Annotated in this window: 15 protein-coding genes; 10 read left to right on the top strand and 5 right to left on the bottom strand. The window is 73.8% G+C overall.

Going from position 1 to position 18,245, the window contains the following annotated elements:
* Positions 1–798 precede the first annotated feature (798 nt).
* On the top strand, positions 799–1,596 hold the full coding sequence (locus ABT300_RS13040; protein WP_351674499.1) for a tetratricopeptide repeat protein: 798 nt from the start codon (positions 799–801) through the stop codon (positions 1,594–1,596).
* Positions 1,597–1,680: 84 nt separating this feature from the next.
* Here the strand turns inward: ABT300_RS13040 and ABT300_RS13035 are convergent, their stop codons facing one another.
* Positions 1,681–2,964 (bottom strand): DUF1015 domain-containing protein, encoded by a 1,284-nt coding sequence (locus tag ABT300_RS13035; protein WP_351674493.1) that lies wholly within the window; start codon positions 2,962–2,964, stop codon positions 1,681–1,683.
* Positions 2,965–3,037: 73 nt separating this feature from the next.
* On the opposite strand from ABT300_RS13035, the gene ABT300_RS13030 reads away from it, so the two are divergent.
* From ABT300_RS13030 to ABT300_RS13015, 4 genes are all read left to right on the top strand, one after another.
* Positions 3,038–4,066 (top strand): HAD hydrolase-like protein, encoded by a 1,029-nt coding sequence (locus tag ABT300_RS13030; RefSeq protein ID WP_351674492.1) that lies wholly within the window; start codon positions 3,038–3,040, stop codon positions 4,064–4,066.
* 44 nt (positions 4,067–4,110) lie between these two features.
* Positions 4,111–5,157 carry a FecCD family ABC transporter permease gene (locus ABT300_RS13025; protein WP_351674490.1) on the top strand — a complete coding sequence of 349 codons (1,047 nt, stop codon included), beginning with the start codon at positions 4,111–4,113 and terminating at the stop codon, positions 5,155–5,157.
* Positions 5,158–5,288: 131 nt separating this feature from the next.
* Positions 5,289–6,308, top strand: a complete 1,020-nt coding sequence (locus tag ABT300_RS13020) for a FecCD family ABC transporter permease (protein WP_351674498.1) — start codon at positions 5,289–5,291, stop codon at positions 6,306–6,308.
* Positions 6,305–7,225 carry an ABC transporter ATP-binding protein gene (locus tag ABT300_RS13015; protein ID WP_351674488.1) on the top strand — a complete coding sequence of 307 codons (921 nt, stop codon included), beginning with the start codon at positions 6,305–6,307 and terminating at the stop codon, positions 7,223–7,225. The genes ABT300_RS13020 and ABT300_RS13015 overlap by 4 nt, the downstream gene beginning before the upstream one ends.
* Here the strand turns inward: ABT300_RS13015 and ABT300_RS13010 are convergent.
* Positions 7,209–7,556, bottom strand: a complete 348-nt coding sequence (locus tag ABT300_RS13010; RefSeq protein ID WP_351674486.1) for an SCP2 sterol-binding domain-containing protein — start codon at positions 7,554–7,556, stop codon at positions 7,209–7,211. The two genes, ABT300_RS13015 and ABT300_RS13010, sit on opposite strands and share 17 nt — an antisense overlap.
* 42 nt (positions 7,557–7,598) lie before the next feature.
* On the opposite strand from ABT300_RS13010, the gene ABT300_RS13005 reads away from it, so the two are divergent.
* The 5 genes from ABT300_RS13005 to ABT300_RS12985 all read left to right on the top strand — a co-directional run bounded on the left by ABT300_RS13005 (position 7,599) and on the right by ABT300_RS12985 (position 12,968).
* The gene (locus ABT300_RS13005; protein ID WP_351674484.1) at positions 7,599–7,955 is read left to right on the top strand and encodes a hypothetical protein; all 357 of its coding nucleotides are present in this window, start codon (positions 7,599–7,601) and stop codon (positions 7,953–7,955) included.
* Positions 7,956–7,962: 7 nt separating this feature from the next.
* A complete protein-coding gene (locus ABT300_RS13000; RefSeq protein WP_351674482.1) occupies positions 7,963–8,778 on the top strand; it encodes a TlyA family RNA methyltransferase in 816 nt (271 codons plus the stop codon).
* Positions 8,775–9,680 (top strand): NAD kinase, encoded by a 906-nt coding sequence (locus tag ABT300_RS12995; RefSeq protein WP_319279578.1) that lies wholly within the window; start codon positions 8,775–8,777, stop codon positions 9,678–9,680. The genes ABT300_RS13000 and ABT300_RS12995 overlap by 4 nt, the downstream gene beginning before the upstream one ends.
* A gap of 165 nt (positions 9,681–9,845) precedes the next feature.
* Positions 9,846–11,564, top strand: coding sequence for a DNA repair protein RecN (recN, locus tag ABT300_RS12990; RefSeq protein ID WP_351674497.1), 1,719 nt, complete (start codon positions 9,846–9,848; stop codon positions 11,562–11,564).
* A 276-nt stretch (positions 11,565–11,840) separates the two neighbouring features.
* Positions 11,841–12,968 (top strand): glycosyltransferase family 4 protein, encoded by a 1,128-nt coding sequence (locus tag ABT300_RS12985; protein ID WP_351674480.1) that lies wholly within the window; start codon positions 11,841–11,843, stop codon positions 12,966–12,968.
* 28 nt (positions 12,969–12,996) lie between these two features.
* Here ABT300_RS12985 and ABT300_RS12980 read toward each other — a convergent pair whose 3' ends face one another.
* The 3 genes from ABT300_RS12980 to ABT300_RS12970 form a co-directional block, all read right to left on the bottom strand.
* The gene (locus tag ABT300_RS12980) at positions 12,997–14,640 is read right to left on the bottom strand and encodes a PucR family transcriptional regulator (protein ID WP_351674478.1); all 1,644 of its coding nucleotides are present in this window, start codon (positions 14,638–14,640) and stop codon (positions 12,997–12,999) included.
* Positions 14,641–14,753: 113 nt separating this feature from the next.
* Entirely contained in the window at positions 14,754–16,136 is a 1,383-nt protein-coding gene (locus ABT300_RS12975) for an FAD-binding oxidoreductase (protein WP_351674476.1), read from the bottom strand.
* A 111-nt stretch (positions 16,137–16,247) separates the two neighbouring features.
* Positions 16,248–18,050 carry a glycoside hydrolase family 15 protein gene (locus ABT300_RS12970; protein ID WP_334520313.1) on the bottom strand — a complete coding sequence of 601 codons (1,803 nt, stop codon included), beginning with the start codon at positions 18,048–18,050 and terminating at the stop codon, positions 16,248–16,250.
* Between the last annotated feature and the right edge of the window lie 195 nt (positions 18,051–18,245).

Raw genomic sequence — 18,245 nt, 5'->3', positions numbered from 1 at the left:
GACCGCCGTGACGACCGCCGTGACGACCGGCCTGCGTTCCGTCGGGACGACCGTGGGGACCGTGGTGACCGTCCGAGCTTCCGTCGGGACGAGCGTCGCGATGACCGCGGTGGCCGTCCGGCGTTCCGTCGGGATGACGACCGTGGTGGCTTCGGTCGTCGGGACGACCGTCGGGATGATCGGCGTGAGGGCGACCGCGGGCCGCGCAGGGACGACCGCGGGGACCGTCCGGCGTTCCGCCGTGACGACCGTGGTGACCGGCCCGCTCCGCGTCGGGACGACCGTGGCGGCGACCGGCCCGCGTTCCGCCGCGATGACCGGCGCGACGACCGCCGTGACGACCGGCCTCCGTTCCGCCGCGATGACCGCCGTGACGACCGCCGTGACGACCGCCGTGACGACCGGCCTGCGTTCCGTCGGGACGACCGTGGGGACCGTGGTGACCGTCCGAGCTTCCGTCGGGACGAGCGCCGTGACGACCGTGGTGACCGTCCGGCTTTCCGTCGGGACGATCGGCGCGATGACCGGCGGGACGACCGTGGTGACCGTCCGGCTTTCCGTCGGGATGAGCGGCGCGATGACCGTCGGGACGATCGGCGGGATGACCGTGGTGGCTTCGGTCGTCGGGATGACCGTGGCGGGGAACGCGGCGGGTTCCGTGGGCGGGATGACCGTGGTCCCCGTCGGGACGACCGCGGTGGGCGCCCGGGCGGCGGTTTCCGCGGCCGGGACGACCGGCAGGGCGGCGGAGGCCGTTTCCGCGACGACCGGGACCGGGACCGTGAGCCGATCAAGCGGCTGCCGATCCCTGAGGACGTCACCGGCGACGAGATCGACAAGGACGTGCGGCAGGAGCTGCAGAGCCTGCCCAAGACGCTTGCCGAAGACGTCGCCAAGAACCTGGTGATGGTCGCGCGGCTGATCGACGAGGACCCCGAGCGCGCCTACGCATACTCCAAGATCGCCCTGCGCCTGGCGTCGAGGGTCGCCGCTGTGCGGGAGGCGGGCGGGTTCGCCGCGTACGCCAACCAGAAGTACAGCGAGGCGCTCGCCGAGTTCCGGGCCGCACGGCGGATGACCGGCAGTGCGGAGCTGTGGCCCGTCATGGCGGACTGCGAGCGTGGGCTCGGCAGGCCGGAGAAGGCCCTGGACATGGCCGGCGCTCCCGAGGTGAACAAGCTCGACAAGGCCGGGCAGGTGGAGATGCGGCTCGTCGCGGCCGGCGCCCGGCGCGACATGGGGCAGCTGGACGCGGCCATCGTGACGCTGCAGAGCCCCGAGCTGGCCGCCGGCGCCGTCCAGCCGTGGACCGCGCGGCTGCGGTACGCGTACGCCGACGCGTTGCTCGCCGCCGGGCGTGAGGCCGAGGCGCGCGAGTGGTTCGCCAAGGCCGTGGAAGCGGACCGGGACGGCAGCACCGACGCGTCCGACCGGCTTGCCGAGCTGGACGGGGTGGACTTCGTCGACGCTCTCGACGAGAGCGAGAGCGAGGACGACGCTGATGAGGGCGTCGTCGAGGCGGCGGCGGACGAGGCCGAAGACGTGGCTGAGGCTGCGGAGAAGGCCGACCGTGGGGACGACCGCGACGAGCACTGACGTGCACGCGCGTGGTTGACGGCGACGAGGGGCGGGATCCGGATCACCGGGTCCCGCCCCTTCGTGCGTTCAGGACACGGGTCCTCAGACGTCCAGGGCGCGCAGGACCAGGCCGGAGGCCGGCTTGGGGCCGAAGGACGTGGACTTGCGGGGCATCATGACGCCCTGCCGGGCCAGGTCGCGGACGACCTCCTCGCGGACGGGGTGGAGCAGGACCGCCGTGCCGCCGTCGCGTCGTGCCTTGCGCACCGTGGCCGCCGCGTCGTGGATGTAGGCGATGCGGGCCGGGTCGTCCTCGGGGACATGCCATATGTGCGCGAGGAGGGTGGAGTGCAGGACCGTCGCGTCCAGGGTCCGCCAGGCCTCGGGCCGGTCTGCAGGGACGGTGCGGTCGAGGAGGGCGGTGTCGGGGCGGTCGAGGAGGTGGAAGGCGTCGTCGCCCGCCAACAGGAACGCGTTGCCCGCGGTCGTGGCGTCCGCGAGGGCGTCGAGGGCTTCCGGGAGGGAGACGTCGAGCCGGTGGACGCGGAAGCGGCCATCGAGCGCGGCGAGAGCCTCGGCGACGGGCAGGCCGTGCAGGAGGCGGTGGATGGCGCGGACGCGCAAGGGGTAGCGGGCGGTGTCCACCAGGAGGACCAGACCCTGGTCCCAGGCGCTGGGCGACGAGTGCTCCGCGCGCAGGCGCAGATAGGTCGCCCAGCGATGGTGGCCGTCGGCGATGAGGGCCTGACGGTGTGCGAGGTCCGCCTGGACGCGGGCGGTCTCGGCGGGGTCCGTGATCGCCCAGAGGCGGTGGCTGTAGCCGTCGTCCGTGGTGGTGGACAGCAGCGGGGGGCCGGCTGCCGTGCGGTCGACCGTCTCCGTCGCCGCGCCGCCGCCCCGGTACGTGAGCAGGAGCGGCTCGAGGTTCGCGTGCGTGGCGCGCATCAGCGCCGCGCGGTCCGCGACGACGTGCGGCATGACGTCCTCGTGGGGGAGGACGATCCCCTCCGACGGGTCCGAGAGGCGCAGGTTGCCGATGAGGCCGCGCTGGAGCATGCCGTCGGCGTGCCGCTGCTCGTAGACGTACAGGGAGGGCTCGGCGTCCGCCGTCAGGACGCCCTCGGTCAGCCAGCGCCGCAGGGTGCCGGCGGCCTGTTCGTTGCGGACTGCGGGGATGGTGGCCTGAGGGAGGATCAGCCGGACGATGTTGTACGGGTCCGCGTCCTGGAGGTGGTGCAGGCCGTCGGGGCGGACCACGACGTCGTAGGGCGGGGAGGTGACGGCGGCGAGACTGCCGACCCGGTCGGGGTCGTAGCGCAGGCCTCGGAACGGGGTGAGTTCCAGGCCTCGGGGCGCCGTCGCTTCCGAGTGACCTGCTGAGTTCATCCCGGCATCGTACGTGTGTCGGCGGCATGCGGGATGATCGGGGGAAAGCGGAGCGAACGAGGAGCGATGCGGAATGAGCCGAAGCGTCAGGACGAGGCCCGAGGCCAGTGGGCAGGCCCTGAGCGAGGCGTACGACACGGCGCTGCTCGATCTCGACGGGGTGGTGTACGCGGGCGGGAACGCGATCGTGCACGCGGTCGAGTCGTTGGCCGCCGCGCGCGCGGGGGGCATGCGGCTCGCGTATGTCACCAACAACGCGCTGCGCACACCCGACGCGGTGGCCGACCATCTCACGGAGCTGGGGATGCCGACGGGCGCCGAGGACGTCATCACGTCGGCGCAGGCGGTGGCACGACTGATCAGTGAGCAGACGCCGGCGGGTGCGCGGGTGCTGGTGATCGGCGGGGAGGGGCTGCGGGTCGCGCTGCGGGAGCGCGGGCTGGTGCCGGTGGAGTCCGCGGACGACGATCCGGCGGCCGTGGTGCAGGGCTTCGGCGGGCCCGATCTGGCGTGGGGGCGGTTCGCGGAGGCTTCGTACGCGGTCGCCCGCGGGGTGCCGTGGTTCGCGTCCAACACGGACCTGACGATTCCCAGCGGGCGGGGGATCGCGCCGGGCAACGGGGCGGCGGTCGAGGTGGTGCGGATCGCCACCGGCGCCGAGCCGCAAGTGGCCGGGAAGCCGCTGCCCCCGATGCACCGGGAGACGATCCTGCGGACGGGCGCCGAGCGGCCGTTGGTCGTCGGGGACCGGCTCGACACGGACATCGAGGGTGCGTTCAACGGTGAGGTCGACTCGCTGCTCGTCCTCACCGGGGTCACCGACGGAGCGCAGCTGCTGGCCGCGCCGCCGCAGCACCGGCCGACGTACGTCGACGCCGACCTGCGCGGGATGCTCACCGGGCAGCCGGAGGTCACCGCGGACGGCGGGGATTGCCGTTGCGGCGGCTGGACGGCGGCTGCCGGCGCCGAGAGGCTGGAGCTGTCGGGGGAGGGTCAAAGCCTGGACGGGCTGCGGGCGTTGTGCGCGGCGGCCTGGGCGGCGGCGGGCGACGGGGTCTGCGAGCTGGACGCCGGGAAGGCGCTGGCGCGGCTGGGGTTGTGACACCGGCCCCCGGAGGCGATGGGAGGGTAGGCTAACCTAACCGGGTGTTGGTCGACAGTGTTCCCGAACAGCGTGCGCAGACCGCCCCCGAGCCCCCGAGCCGGCGGGCGGCGTCGCGGGCCGCGGGGCTCTTCGCCGCCCTGGCGCTTCTCCTGCTGGTGGCGGTGGCGAGCATCGCCGTCGGCGCCAAGGAGTTGTCCGTCGCACAGGTCTGGCACGGGCTGTTCGCGGATTCGGGGACGTACGCGGACGTCGTCGTCGACGAGCGGCTGTCGCGGACGGTGCTGGGGCTGCTCGTGGGGGCCGCGCTCGGTCTGTCCGGGGCCGTGCTGCAGGCGCTGACGCGCAATCCGCTGGCCGACCCCGGGCTGCTCGGGATCAACGCGGGCGCGTCGGCGGCCGTCGTCACCGCCATCACCTTCTTCGGCGTCACGAGCCTGAACGGCTATGTGTGGTTCGCATTCTTCGGCGCGGCGGCGGTCGGTGTGCTGGTCTGGTTCCTCGGCGGCAGCCGCGGGGCCACGCCGGTGCGGCTCGCGCTCGCCGGCACCGCGATCAGCGCCGCCCTCTACGGCTACCTCCAGGCCGTGATGATCATGGACGAGGCGGCGCTCGCCCGGATGCGCTTCTGGACGGTGGGCTCGCTGTCCTCGGCGACCGAGGGGACCGTCCGGCAGGTGCTGCCCTTCCTGGTGGTCGGCACGCTCCTCGCGTTCGTGCTCGCCCGGCCGCTGAACGCCGTGGCCATGGGCGACGACACGGCGAGGGCGCTGGGCGCCGACCTCACCCGCACCCGGGCGCTGTCGATGCTCGCGGCGACCGTGCTGAGCGGCGCCGCGACCGCCGCCTGCGGGCCGATCGTGTTCGTCGGCCTGATGGTCCCGCACGTCGTCCGCTCGTTCACCGGCCCCGACCTGCGCTGGATCATGCCGTATGCGGCGCTCCTGTCGCCGGTGCTGCTGCTCGGCTCGGACGTCCTCGGCCGGGTCGTGGCCCGCCCCTCGGAGGTCCAGGTCGGCATCGTCACCGCGATCATCGGCGGTCCGGTCTTCATCTTTCTCGTACGACGGCGGAGGACGGCCCAGCTGTGAAGACCGCGCAGGACTCCGCACAGAGGTCCGCACAGAAGTCCGCGGACAGGACCTCGCACGCAACGGGAGACGAGACGGGGCACAGGAGCGGGCAGACGCCCGCGCGGAGGGCCTCCCGCGGCCGCCGTGCGCTGCGCGGTCCGGGCGGGCTGTCCGTCCGGCTGGACGTACGGGCGCTCACCGTCGTCGTGCTGCTGGTGGCGGCCGCGCTCGCCGCGAGCGTGGTGCTGATCGGCACCGGGGACTTCCCCATCTCGTCGGGCGACGTCGTCCGCACGCTGCTCGGCGACGGCGACGCCGGACAGGAGTTCGTCGTCAACGAACTGCGGTTGCCGCGGGTCCTCGTGGGGCTGCTCGTGGGCGCCTCGCTCGGGCTCGGCGGAGCCCTCTTCCAGGCCGTCTCGCGCAATCCGCTGGGCAGTCCGGACGTGCTGGGGCTCGGGCAGGGGGCGACGGCCGGCGCGCTCGTCATGATCGTGCTGTTCTCCGGGAGCGCCGCCCAGGTGACCGTCGGCGCACTGGTGGGCGGCCTGGTGACCGGGGCCCTCATCTACCTGCTGGCGTGGCGGCAGGGGGTGCACGGGTACCGGCTGGTGCTCGTCGGCATCGGTGTCTCGGCCGTCGCGACGGCCGTCAACGGGTATCTGCTGACGAAGGCCGACTTCGTCGACGCGGCGCGCGCCGTCGTGTGGATGACCGGGACCCTCGACGGCCGTGACTGGAAGCAGGTGTGGCCGCTGCTCACGCTGGTCTGCGTGCTCGTGCCGCTCGTCCTCGCCCACGCGCGCGGGCTGCGGATGACGGAGATGGGCGACGACGTCTCCCATGCGCTGGGGGTGCGGGTGGAGCGGGTGCGGCTGGTGGTGATGGTCGCCGCCGTGCTGCTCACCGCCGCCGCCACCGCGGCCGCGGGCCCCGTCGGCTTCGTGGCGCTCACCGCGCCGCAGCTCGCCCGGCGTCTGACCCGCTCGCCCGGGCCGAACCTCGTGCCGTCCCTGTGCATGGGCGCCGCGCTGCTGGTCACCGCCGACCTGGCCTCGCAACGGCTCTTCGGCGACGGACAGCTGCCAGTCGGAGTCGTCACCGGCGTGCTGGGCGGGGTGTACCTGCTGTGGCTCCTCGTCACCGAGCGCAGGGCGGGCCGGATATGAGCGCCCCCGCACGCGAGTCGACCATCCCCGTACGGGAAGGCCGTGGGCCGAACGACCGAAGGAGCACCGTGAACCGCCTGTCCGCCGAGAACGTCACCCTCGCCTACGACCAGCGGGTCATCGTCGAGGAGCTGTCGGTGGAGATACCCGACCACTCCTTCACGGTGATCGTCGGCCCGAACGCCTGCGGCAAGTCGACGCTGCTGCGGGCCCTGTCGCGGATGCTGAAGCCGCAGCAGGGACGGGTGCTGCTCGACGGGCAGGTCATCCAGACGATGCCCGCGAAGAAGGTCGCGCGGACGCTGGGGCTGCTGCCGCAGTCGTCCGTCGCACCGGACGGGATCACCGTCGCCGACCTCGTCGGGCGGGGCCGGTACCCGCACCAGGGGATCCTGCGCCAGTGGTCGGCCGAGGACGAGCGGGTCGTGCGCGAGTCCATGGCGCGGACCGGGGTCGGCGAGCTGGCCGACCGGTACGTGGACGAGCTGTCCGGCGGTCAGCGCCAGCGGGTGTGGATCGCGATGGCCCTCGCCCAGCAGACCCCGCTGCTGCTGCTCGACGAGCCGACCACCTTCCTCGACATCCAGCACCAGATCGACGTCCTCGACCTGTGCGCCGAGCTGCACGAGGAACACGGGCGCACGCTCGTGGCCGTGCTGCACGACCTCAACCACGCGGCCCGGTACGCCACCCATCTGATCGCGCTGAAGGGCGGCGAGGTCGTCGCGCAGGGCGCGCCGCAGGACGTCGTCACGGCCGGCCTGGTGGAGGAGGTCTTCGGGCTGCGCTGCCAGGTCGTCGACGATCCGGAGACCGGGACGCCGCTCGTGGTGCCGGCGGCGCGCAGGGCGCGGGCCGGGCGGGCGGTGGCGGCGGTCGCCGCAGAGGCGACGGCGGCCGCTACAGAAGCTTCCTGAGCTGGAACAGGTCGCGCAGGCCGGCCTCGAGCCTGACCCGCCCGGAGCCCCACGCCTTGGCGAAGTTCAGCTCGCCGGCGACCAGCGCGACCAGGTCGTCTCCGGTCATCGTCAGCCGGATCTCGGCCTTCTCCCGTGGGGGGCCCTGCAGGGTGTCGTGGACGGTGATCCGGCCGGCCGCCATCCGGCCGACGAACGTGACGTCCAGGTCGGTGATCCGGCAGCTCACCGAGCGGTCCAGGGCCGCGGCCGCCCGGACGTCCCCCTCGGCGCGGCTCATGTTGTCCGAGAGCTTCTCGAGTGCGGCGCGGCACTCCTCGATCGTGGCCATGGCGACCGACGGTACCCCAGACGTTCGAGGTAGCGTCTGCGCATGAGCGACACAGTGCCGCAGACGGGGACGGAGCCGCAGGCACGGACCGCGCCCGACGAGCGGGAGCTTGAGCCGGAGCACGACCCGGCGGGCCCCGCCCCGCTCGGCGTGCCGCGCACCCCCACCGGCCACGCCGAGGCGGACGCGCACCTGGCACGGCTGGCCGACGCCGACCGCCTCGCCACCGACGGACACCTCGAGGTGTACGAGGATGTACACCGGGGGCTGCGCGACGCGCTCACCGCGCTCGACGCCCGCCCGGGGCCTTCGGGTCCCGTCGGTCGTCCGACCGCCGTCCCCGGACGAGACCGTCCGGTCCCGTCCCCTGATTCGCCGTACGGACAACACAGGAGCTGAACCGAACGTGGCAGGAGTCGCACGTCGCCGTCTGGACGCGGAGCTGGTCCGCCGCAAGCTCGCGCGTTCGCGTGAGCACGCCGGGCAGCTGATCGCCGCCGGACGGGTCACCGTCGGCAAGACCGTCGCGACCAAGCCGGCCACACAGGTGGAGACGGCGGCCGCGATCGTCGTCTCCGTCGACGCCGACGATCCCGACTACGTGTCCCGGGGCGGCCACAAGCTGGCCGGCGCGCTGGAGGCCTTCGTGCCGCGCGGGCTCGTGGTGAAGGGGCGGCGGGCGCTGGACGCCGGAGCCTCGACCGGCGGGTTCACGGACGTGCTGCTGCGGGCCGGGGCGGCGCACGTGGTCGCCGTCGACGTCGGATACGGACAACTCGCCTGGTCTCTGCAGAGCGATGAACGCGTCACCGTCAAGGACCGTACGAACGTACGCGAGTTGACGCTTGAAGCGATCGATGGGGAGCCTGTGGATCTTGTCGTGGGGGACTTGTCCTTCATTCCGCTGGGGCTGGTGCTGCCCGCTCTGGCACGGTGCACCGGGCCGGACGCGGACCTGGTGATGATGGTCAAGCCGCAGTTCGAGGTGGGGAAGGAACGGCTCGGCAGCGGGGGCGTCGTGCGCAGTCCGCAGCTGCGGGCGGAAGCCGTGCGGGGGGTCGCCGGCAAGGCGTGGGACCTGGGGCTCGGGGTGCAGGGCGTGACCGCCAGTCCGCTGCCCGGGCCGTCGGGCAATGTCGAGTACTTTCTGTGGCTTCGGGCCGGGGCGCCAGTCCTGGACCCGGCCGACGTCGACCGTGCAGTTGCGGAGGGGCCGCGGTGACTCTGAACCGAGCTCGTACTGTTTTCCTGCTCGCCCACACCGGGCGGCCGGCGGCCATCCGCAGTGCCGAACTGGTCGTCAAGGGGCTGCTGCGCGAGGGCATCGGGGTGCGCGTCCTCGAGTACGAGGCCGCCGACCTGCCGCTGCCGGACGCGGTGGAGCTGGTGTCCGAGGCCACCCCGCAGTGCCTCGAGGGGTGCGAGCTGCTGATCGTGCTGGGCGGCGACGGCACCCTGCTGCGCGGCGCGGAGTTCGCGCGGGCCTCCGGGGTGCCGATGCTCGGCGTCAACCTCGGATCCGTCGGCTTTCTCGCGGAGGCCGAGCGGGACGACCTGGACAAGGTCGTCGACCGGGTGGTGACGAAGGCGTACGAGGTCGAGGAGCGGATGACCGTCGACGTCATCGTGCACCGCAACGGCGACATCGTGCACACCGACTGGGCGCTGAACGAGGCGGCGGTGCAGAAGGCCGGCGCCGAGAAGCTGCTGGAGGTCGTGCTGGAGATCGACGGGCGGCCGGTCACCGGGTTCGGCTGCGACGGCATCGTCCTGTCGACCCCGACGGGCTCCACGGCGTACGCCTTCTCGGCCGGCGGTCCCGTGGTGTGGCCCGAGGTCGAGGCCCTGCTGATGGTGCCGATCAGCGCGCACGCGCTGTTCGCCAAGCCCCTGGTGACCTCGCCGAACTCGGTGCTGGCCGTGGAGCTGCTGCCGCACATCCCGCCCGGCGTCCTGTGGTGCGACGGACGGCGGACCTTCGAGCTGCCCGCGGGGGCCCGCGTCGAGGTGCGCCGGGGCGCCGTGCCGGTACGGCTGGCGCGGCTGCACCACGCCTCCTTCACCGACCGTCTCGTGGCGAAGTTCGCGCTGCCGGTGTCCGGGTGGCGCGGCGCGCGGCACTGAGGGCGCGGCGGGTCCGGCGGCGTCCGGCGAGGCTCGGCGGCGGCCGCGGAGAGTGAGCGGCCGGTCGCTGTCGTCGAGCCATGGGTCATCTCCACCCGCGCGGGTGACAGGGTGCCTCGCACTTCCGCCGCCGGACCTCGTAAGGTCTTCTCCGTGTTGGAGGAGATGCGGATACGGTCGCTCGGAGTCATCGACGACGCGGTCGTCGAGCTGTCGCCGGGGTTCACCGCGGTCACGGGCGAGACGGGCGCGGGCAAGACCATGGTCGTCACCAGCCTCGGGCTGCTGCTGGGCGGGCGTGCCGACCCCGCGCTGGTGCGGATCGGCGCGGAGAAGGCGGTGGTCGAGGGGCGGATCGCTCTGCCCGCCGACTCCTCGGTGGTCGTCCGGGCCGAGGAGGCCGGGGCCGAACTCGACGACGGGGCGCTGCTCATCAGCCGTACCGTTTCCGCTGAAGGGCGGTCACGGGCGCACGTGGGCGGGCGGAGCGTGCCGATGGGCGTGCTCGCCGAGCTCGCGGACGAGCTGGTGGCCGTGCACGGGCAGACCGACCAGCAGGGGCTGCTGAAGCTGTCCCGGCAGCGCCAGGCGCTCGACCGGTACGCGGGCGACGCGGTGACCGTGCCGCTCGCCAAGTACACCGAGGCCTACCGGCGGCTGCGGGCGGTGGCCGGCGAGCTGGAGGAGATCGTCACGCGCGCGCGTGAGCGGGCCCAGGAGGCCGACATGCTCCGCTTCGGGCTCGACGAGATCGCCGGCGTCGAGCCTCGCGCCGGCGAGGACGTGGAGCTCGCGGAGGAGGCCGAGCGGCTCGGGCACGCGGAGGCGCTGTCGTCGGCCGCCACGGCCGCCCACGCCGCTCTCGCCGCCAATCCCGAGGACCCCGAGGGCATCGATGCGGCCACGCTCGTCGCGGGCGCGCAGCGGGCCCTGGAGGCCGTCAGGTCGCACGATCCGGCGCTGGCGGCGCTCGCCGACCGGATCGGGGAGATCGGGATCCTGCTGGGCGACGTGGCCGGCGAACTGGCCGGGTACGCCGACGACCTCGACGCCGATCCGCTGCGGCTGTCGGCCGTGGAGGAGCGGCGGGCCGCGCTCACCGCGCTCACCCGCAAGTACGGGCAGAACGTGAACTCCGTCCTCGCCTGGGCCGAGCAGAGCGCCTCGCGCCTCACCGAACTGGACGGCGACGACGAACGGATCGACGAGCTGACCGCCGAGCGGGACGCGCTGCGAGCCGAACTGGGCGGGCTGGCGCAGGCGCTGACGGACGCGCGCACGGAGGCCGCCGGGCAGTTCGCCGCCGCGGTGACCGCCGAGCTGGCGTCGCTGGCGATGCCGCACGCGCGCGTGTCCTTCGCGATCCGGCAGACCGAGGACCCTGAGGGCGTCGAGGTCGGCGGCCGTCCGGTCGCCTACGGGCCGGCCGGCGTGGACGAGGTCGAGCTGTTGCTCGCCCCGCACCCCGGCGCGCCGCCGCGGCCCATCGCCAAGGGCGCGTCCGGCGGTGAGCTGTCCCGGGTGATGCTGGCCGTCGAGGTCGTGTTCGCGGGGACGGACCCGGTTCCGACGTATCTCTTCGACGAGGTCGACGCGGGCGTCGGCGGCAAGGCGGCCGTGGAGATCGGCCGGCGGCTGGCGCGGCTCGCGAGGACGGCGCAGGTCGTGGTCGTCACCCATCTTCCGCAGGTCGCCGCGTTCGCCGACCGGCAGTTGCTGGTGGAGAAGACCAACGACGGCACGGTGACCCGGTCCGGGGTGAAGGTCCTCGAGGGCGAGGAGCGCATCCGAGAGCTGTCCCGCATGCTGGCCGGCCAGGAGGACTCCGAGACGGCGCGCGCCCACGCGGAGGAGCTCCTCGCGGCGGCCCGGGGGGACGCATAGCGGCAGCGGTCCGGGCGCCGGCCGGAGAGCGACCGGAGGGGTCCGGTCGCCGGCCGGGCCACGGGTGCGAACAGGGGTGCGACCTTCTTCACCCGTGTGGGTGACAGAGGGGGGTCTGTGGGCTCTCGCCGTGGAGCTCCGGGGCACGGAACACCGGTGCGTGCTGGCATCCTTGGGCGGAGTACGTGGAGGAACGTCAGCGGTCCACCCTCCGCCCACGGTCCTTCTGTACGTTTCCCCGTGACCGTCCGACGCCGAACCAGGAGCCCCGGCCACGTGAGCAGCCCCTCACCGTACGGCCAGTCGTCGCTGCGCACCGTCCAGGTGCTCGGCGGGGGCAACGCCGGCAGCAGCGCACATGTGCGCTCCCTGGCGGCGGGGCTCGTCGCGCGGGGCGTGCGGGTGACGGTGTGCGCCCCTGCCGAAGCCGATCACGCCCACGGTTTCACCGGCGTCGGCGCCGAGCACGTGCACGTGCCGCGCAGCAGCGATCCGGCGTCCGTGGCGGCGCTCCGCGCGGCCTGCACGGGCGCCGACCTCGTCCACGCGCACGGGCTGCACGCCTCCTTCCGTGCCGTCCTCGCGCTCAGCGGCCGCTCCACCCCGCTCGTCGTCACCTGGCACGACCGCGCTCACGTCGAGGGCGCCCGCGCCCACCTGCGGCGGCTGCTGGAGCGCCGCGTCGCGAGGACGGCCGCCGTCGTCCTCGGCGCCAGCTCCGACCTCGTCGACCGGGCCCGGCGCACGGGAGCCCGTGACGCGCGGCTCGCCGCCGTGGCGTCGGCCGGTCCCCGCCGGGACGAGGGACGGGAGGACGCCGAGCGGCCGGCCGGCAAGCTGAGAGCCGAACTGGGCGCCGTCGGCCGCCCGTTGCTCATGACGATCGGCTCCCTGGACCGGCGCCGCGGCTACGGCCTCCTGCTGGACGCCGCCCGCGCGTGGCGCCGGCTCGACTGCCCGCCCCTGGTCGTGATCGCGGGCGAGGGCCCGCAGCGCGCCGAGCTCCAGCGCCGCATCGAGGACGAGGACCTGCCCGTCCGGCTGCTCGGCAGGCGGGACGACGCGAGCGAGCTGCTCGCCGCCGCCGACCTCGCCCTGCTGCCCGGTGGCGGGGAGTCGCGCTCCGTCCTGGCGCAGGAGGCCCTTCACGCGCGCGTGCCGCTCGTCGCGGCGCTGTCCGGCGGGGTCCGCGAACTCGTCGGGGACGCGGCCGAACTGGTGCCCGCCGGCGACGCGGACGCCTTCTCCGCCGCCGTCCTTCGTCTGCTAGACGATCCCGAACGGTGCGAGCGGCTGCGGGATCTGGGCGCCCGGCAGACCGCCACCTGGCCCACCGAGGACGAGACCGTCGCCCAGGTCCTCAGCGTCTACGACGAGTTGACGCAGCCCCGGCCCATGATCTGACACCGGTCACCCGCAGAGCCTCGGACCCTCAGGGCAGGTGCCTGCGCGCCCGCAGGGCCAGGCTCAACGCCAGGACCGTCTGCGGGTCGTCCAGATCGGTGCCGAGCAGCTCGCCGATGCGGGCGAGGCGGTTGTAGAGCGTCTGCCGGTTCAGATGGAGTTCGCGGGCCGTCTCCGCCTTCCGTCCGGCATGGGCCAGATAGGTCTCCAGGGTCGGCAGCAGCGGCGGCTTGGAGCGCCGGTCGTGGTCACGGACCGGGCCGATCGCCCGGTCGACGAAGGCCGCGAGGTCCGGGTGGCCGCGCAACCGCCACAACAGCAGGTCGATGTCCAGGCGGCGGGCGTCGTACCAGGGACGGTCCGGCAGACCCTGCGCGGCCGTCGCCGTCTCCGCCGCGTGACGCAGCCCCGCCGAGGCGGCCGCCCAGCCGCCCGCCACCCCGACGACGACCACGGGCGGCTGCGCCCCCGGCGGCCGCATCCCGGCCCGTTCCACTCCCGCCCGCAGCGCCGCCGCGACCCGGTCCGCCACCGCCGGGCGCTCCTGCTCCTCGCGCAGGCCCAGCAGCACCGGCACCCGGCCTTCCACCGGCCGCACGCCCAGCAGCACCGGCACGCCCACCGACGCCAGCTCCTCGGCGACCGCCCGGGCCAGCACCGCCCAGCCCGCCCCCGGGGAGATCCCCTCGCCCAGCCGCATGACGACCGGCAGCAACGGGCCGGCGCCGGGCCGGAACCCGAGGACCCGCGCCTGCGCCGGAGCGTCCTGCTCGGCGATCCGGCCCTCGGCGAGGTCGGTCAGGAAGTCGCCCCGGCCGCGCGCGGCGAGCTCCTCCTCCTGGCGGGCCTGCATCAGCACCACGGCCAGGATCCCGGCCGCCCGGTCGGCGGCGATCCGGTGCACCGGTGCGAGAGGGGCGCGCACGGGGAGCAGTACGAGCCGGGCGCGCACCGAACCCGCCCCCGGCCCGCCCCCGGGCACATCCACCAGCACCGAGCCCGCGGGCGGCGGCGCGTCCTTGTGCGGGCCGCGCAGCCCCTCCCACACCTGGAGCGGATCCGCCCCCTGCGGTCCCTCGCCGGCCGCGTACAGCAGCTGGCCGTCGGGCGTCTCCAGGAACACCGGGTTGCCGCCGAAGTCCGCCAGGATGCCCAGCACCTGCGGGATCCCGCCGCCGCCGAGCAGGGCCTGCGTGCAGCGCCGGTGCACCTCCTCGGCGCGTTGCAGCAGCGCGTGGTGACCGTTGACGATCTCGGTGTGGATCTCCTCCGTGACGGTCACGAACGCCACCTCGCGGTGCAGCTGCACCAGGGGGAGACCGGTGGCCCGCGCGGTCTCCACCAGGGCCGACGGCAGCCGGGTGAAGCGCGGGCCCAGCTCGATCACCAGGGCCGCGATGCCCCGCTCGGCCAGCGTCCGCACGAACGCGCGCTGCTCGGCCGGGCGGGTGCCGAGGCTGTATCCGGTGGTCAGCAGCAGCTCGCCGCCCTTGAGCAGGGAGGCGATGTGCGGGACCTCGCCGGCGTGCACCCAGCGCACCGTGCGGCCCAGCCGGTCCCCGCCCGCGACGATCTCCGGGAGCCCGCTGCGCAGTCCGGGCAGCTCCAGCGCGCGCTGCACGGTGATGCCGGCGCTGCGGCTGTCGAAACGGTGGTCCGTGCGGCTGTCCATGCAGCGGACGCTACCTGCGCGAACGTCCCGGCAACATCCGCGGGGCCGCGGCGGACGTCCGCGCCCGCCCGCGTCGACGTGAGGACGACGGCCCGAGCGGCCGGGGAGAGCGCTCAGATCGGTCTGATGTTGTGGTTGAAGCGGAACACGTTGTCCGGGTCGTATCGGCGCTTCAGGTCCCCCAGCCGCCGGGCGTTCTCCGCGCCCAGGCCGGCCACGACCCGGTCGGCTCCCTCGTCGCCGATGAAGTTCAGGTAGACCGCGCCGGTGCTCCACGGCTGCGACCCGGCCCGCACGTCCCGGACCCACTGCTCGCACCGGGCGTCGTCCGCCGGGTCCTCCCAGAGGCCGAAGGGGTGCACGCCCCAGGGCGCGTCGCGGTAGGGCACGGGATACTCGTGCGGTCCGGCGGCGATCGCGCCGCCCTGCGGGAACAGCGCGTGCATCGTGCCCGTCGGCACGGGCAGGGACTCCCCGAGGCCGCAGAAGACGTCCACGAAGTCGTCGGGCGCGCCCGTCAGGTATTCCGCGGACCAGTGGTTCCGCATCCCGGGCGGGTCGTCGAGCATGCACTGGACGTCGGCGTAGGGCATCGCCCCGACGATCTCCGACTCGTGCGGAAGCGCCAGCAGCGGTTCGGCCAGCTTGCGCAGGTCCTCCTCGGCCCCGGCGTACGTCAGCAGCATCCCGCACAGCAGCGAGCCGACCAGGTGCGGCGGGACGAACTCCTCGGGCGGGCCCGTGAGGTACAGCACCGCGCCGCTCGCCTCGTCGGGGCCGGCGGCGATCACGTCGCGGTAGGTGCGGGTGACCTCGGGGCCGAACTCGGGCCGGTACAGCAGCAGGGCGATGGAGAACTCGGGCAGTTCGTGCAGCTTCAGGGTGAGCGAGGCGGCGACGCCGAAGTTGCCTCCGCCGCCGTGCAGGGCCCAGAAGAGGTCGGGGTGCTCGTCGGCGCTCGCCTGCACCCGCCGGCCGTCCGCGGTGACCAGCTCAGCGCCGAGCAGGTTGTCCACGGCCAGCCCGTGGAGCCGGTCCAGCCAGCCCGTGCCGCCGCCGAGGACGAAGCCGCCGACGCCGGTGGTGGAGGCCCGGCCGCCGGTCGTGGCCAGACCGTGGGGCTCGCAGGCGCGGTCCAGGTCGCTCATGGTGGCACCGCCCGCGACGCGTACGGTCCGGGCGGCGGGATCCACGCGCACCGCGCGCAGATGCCGCAGGTCCACCACCACGGCCCCGTCGCCCAGGGCCATGCCGGCGACGCTGTGCCCGCCGCCGCGCACCGCGATCGGCAGGTCCAGGTCGCGGGCGAAGCGGACGGTGCGGACGATGTCGTCCTCGTCGACGCACTGGGCGATCACCGCCGGGCGCCGGTCGATCATCGCGTTGAAGACGGTCCGGGCCTCGTCGTAGCCCGGGTCCTGCGGGGCGAACACGTCGCCGACCAGATCCTCGCGGAGCGCGGCGAGAGCCGCGCCCGCCTTCGATGGGGAGGCCATGGGGGCGCCCCCTTCCGTGCAGGGGCTGATGACTTCCAGCGTAGGCGGGCGCGGTCCGGCGGTCCTGTTCGGCCGCCGGACCCGGCCCTCACGTCACCGAACCGAAAGACTTCAGCCGCCGTACGCCCCCGACGCCGTCAGGCGCAGTGCGGTGTCGATCAGCGGGACGTGGCTGAAGGCCTGCGGGAAGTTGCCGACCTGGCGCTGCAGCCGGGGATCCCACTCCTCGGCGAGCAGACCGAGGTCGTTGCGCAGCGACAGCAGCTTCTCGAAGAGCTTTCGGGCCTCGTCGACCCGGCCGATCATCGCGAGGTCGTCGGCCATCCAGAACGAGCACGCCAGGAAGGCGCCCTCGTCGCCGGGCAGGCCGTCGACGCCCTCGTCGCCGCCCGAGGTCGGGTAGCGCAGGATGAAGCCGTCCGGGGTGGACAGCTCGCGCTGGATCGCCTCGATGGTGCCGATGACCCGCTTGTCGTCCGGCGGCAGGAAGCCCATCTGCGGGATGAGCAGCAAGGACGCGTCCAGCTCCCTGGAGCCGTAGGACTGGGTGAAGGTGTTGCGCTCCTTGTCGTAGCCCTTCTCGCAGACGTCCCGGTGGATGTCGTCGCGCAGTTCGCGCCACTTCTCCAGCGGACCGTCGGCGTCGCCGGACTCGATCAGCTTGATCGTCCGGTCGACGGCGACCCAGGCCATGACCTTGGAGTGCACGAAGTGGCGGCGCGGGCCGCGCACCTCCCAGATGCCCTCGTCCGGCTCGTCCCAGTGCTGCTCCAGGTAGCGGATCAGCTTCAGCTGGAGGAGGGAGGCGTAGTCGTTGCGGGCCAGGCCGGTCATGTGGCCGAGGTGCAGGGCCTCGGTGACCTCGCCGTACACGTCCAGCTGGAGCTGGTGCGCCGCGCCGTTGCCGACCCGGACCGGGGCGGAGTTCTCGTAGCCGGGCAGCCAGTCCAGCTCGGCCTCGCCGAGCTCGCGCTCGCCCGCGATGCCGTACATGATCTGCAGGTTCTCGGGGTCGCCGGCGACCGCGCGCAGCAGCCACTCGCGCCAGGCGCGGGCCTCCTCGCGGTAGCCGGTGCGCAGCAGCGAGGACAGCGTGATGGCCGCGTCGCGCAGCCAGGTGTAGCGGTAGTCCCAGTTGCGGACGCCGCCGATGTCCTCCGGCAGGGACGTGGTGGGGGCGGCGACGATGCCGCCGGTCGGCCCGTACGTCAGCGCCTTCAGCGTGATCAGTGAGCGGATCACGGCCTCGCGGTAGGGGCCGTGGTACGTGCAGTGCTCGACCCACTCGCGCCAGAAGTCCTCGGTGGCCTGCAGCGACTGCTCGGGCTCCGGGAGCGGCGGCGGCTGCTTGTGCGAGGGCTCCCAGGAGATCGTGAACGCGATCCGGTCGCCCGGTGCGACGGTGAAGTCGGCGTACGTGGTCAGCGCCTTGCCGTAGGTCTCGCAGTCGGTGTCGAACCACACCGAGTCCGGGCCCGCGACGGCCACCGTGCGGCCCTCGTGCTTGTGCACCCACGGCACGACCCGCCCGTAGGAGAACCGCATGCGCAGCGCGGAGCGCATGGGGACGCGGCCCGAGACGCCCTCGACGATCCGGATCAGCTGGGGCGCGCCGTCGCGAGGGGGCATGAAGTCGGTCACCCGGACGGTGCCGCGGGGGGTGTCCCACTCCGACTCGAGGATGAGCGAGTCGCCCCGGTAGGTGCGCCGGGCCGCACGCGGCGGGGGCGCGTCGGAGGCGTGCGCGGGGCCGAGGCGCCAGAAGCCGTGTTCCTCGGTGCCGAGCAGTCCTGCGAAGATCGCGTGCGAGTCGAAGCGGGGCAGGCACAGCCAGTCGACTGTGCCGTCCCGGCAGACCAATGCGGCGGTCTGCATGTCTCCGATGAGTGCGTAGTCTTCGATGCGCCCGGCCACGTGCAACTCCAGTCGAACGGCCACGTCGCCCCCGGACGAGACGGGGGCTGTCGCTAGTGCGGTCAAGGGGTCGTTGGTAATGCGTCGTTGAGCGCTGAAGCAAAGCAGTCGCTCAGCCTTGAGGGCAAAACGCCGATTATTGCTCAACGAACTGACGAGCTCTCGTTGTTCCGGTGGGATACGGGCTGGGGTGTG

Origin of the sequence: Streptomyces sp. NPDC001027 (assembly GCF_040299045.1) — a bacterium.
In the GTDB taxonomy this organism is placed as follows: Bacteria; Actinomycetota; Actinomycetes; order Streptomycetales; family Streptomycetaceae; genus Streptomyces.
The sequence above is the reverse complement of the archived record's forward strand: the minus strand, read 5'-3'. Positions and strand labels throughout refer to the sequence as shown.

Bases quoted from the DNA above. Each gene is read 5' to 3' on its own strand.
- ABT300_RS13030 (WP_351674492.1), top strand. From the start codon at position 3,038: ATGAGCCGAAGCGTCAGGACGAGGCCCGAGGCCAGTGGGCAGGCCCTG.
- ABT300_RS12975 (WP_351674476.1), bottom strand. From the start codon at position 16,136: ATGGCCTCCCCATCGAAGGCGGGCGCGGCTCTCGCCGCGCTCCGCGAG.
- ABT300_RS13035 (WP_351674493.1), bottom strand. From the start codon at position 2,964: ATGAACTCAGCAGGTCACTCGGAAGCGACGGCGCCCCGAGGCCTGGAA.
- ABT300_RS12980 (WP_351674478.1), bottom strand. From the start codon at position 14,640: ATGGACAGCCGCACGGACCACCGTTTCGACAGCCGCAGCGCCGGCATC.
- ABT300_RS13015 (WP_351674488.1), top strand. From the start codon at position 6,305: ATGAGCGCCCCCGCACGCGAGTCGACCATCCCCGTACGGGAAGGCCGT.
- ABT300_RS13005 (WP_351674484.1), top strand. From the start codon at position 7,599: ATGAGCGACACAGTGCCGCAGACGGGGACGGAGCCGCAGGCACGGACC.
- recN (WP_351674497.1), top strand. From the start codon at position 9,846: ATGCGGATACGGTCGCTCGGAGTCATCGACGACGCGGTCGTCGAGCTG.
- ABT300_RS13010 (WP_351674486.1), bottom strand. From the start codon at position 7,556: ATGGCCACGATCGAGGAGTGCCGCGCCGCACTCGAGAAGCTCTCGGAC.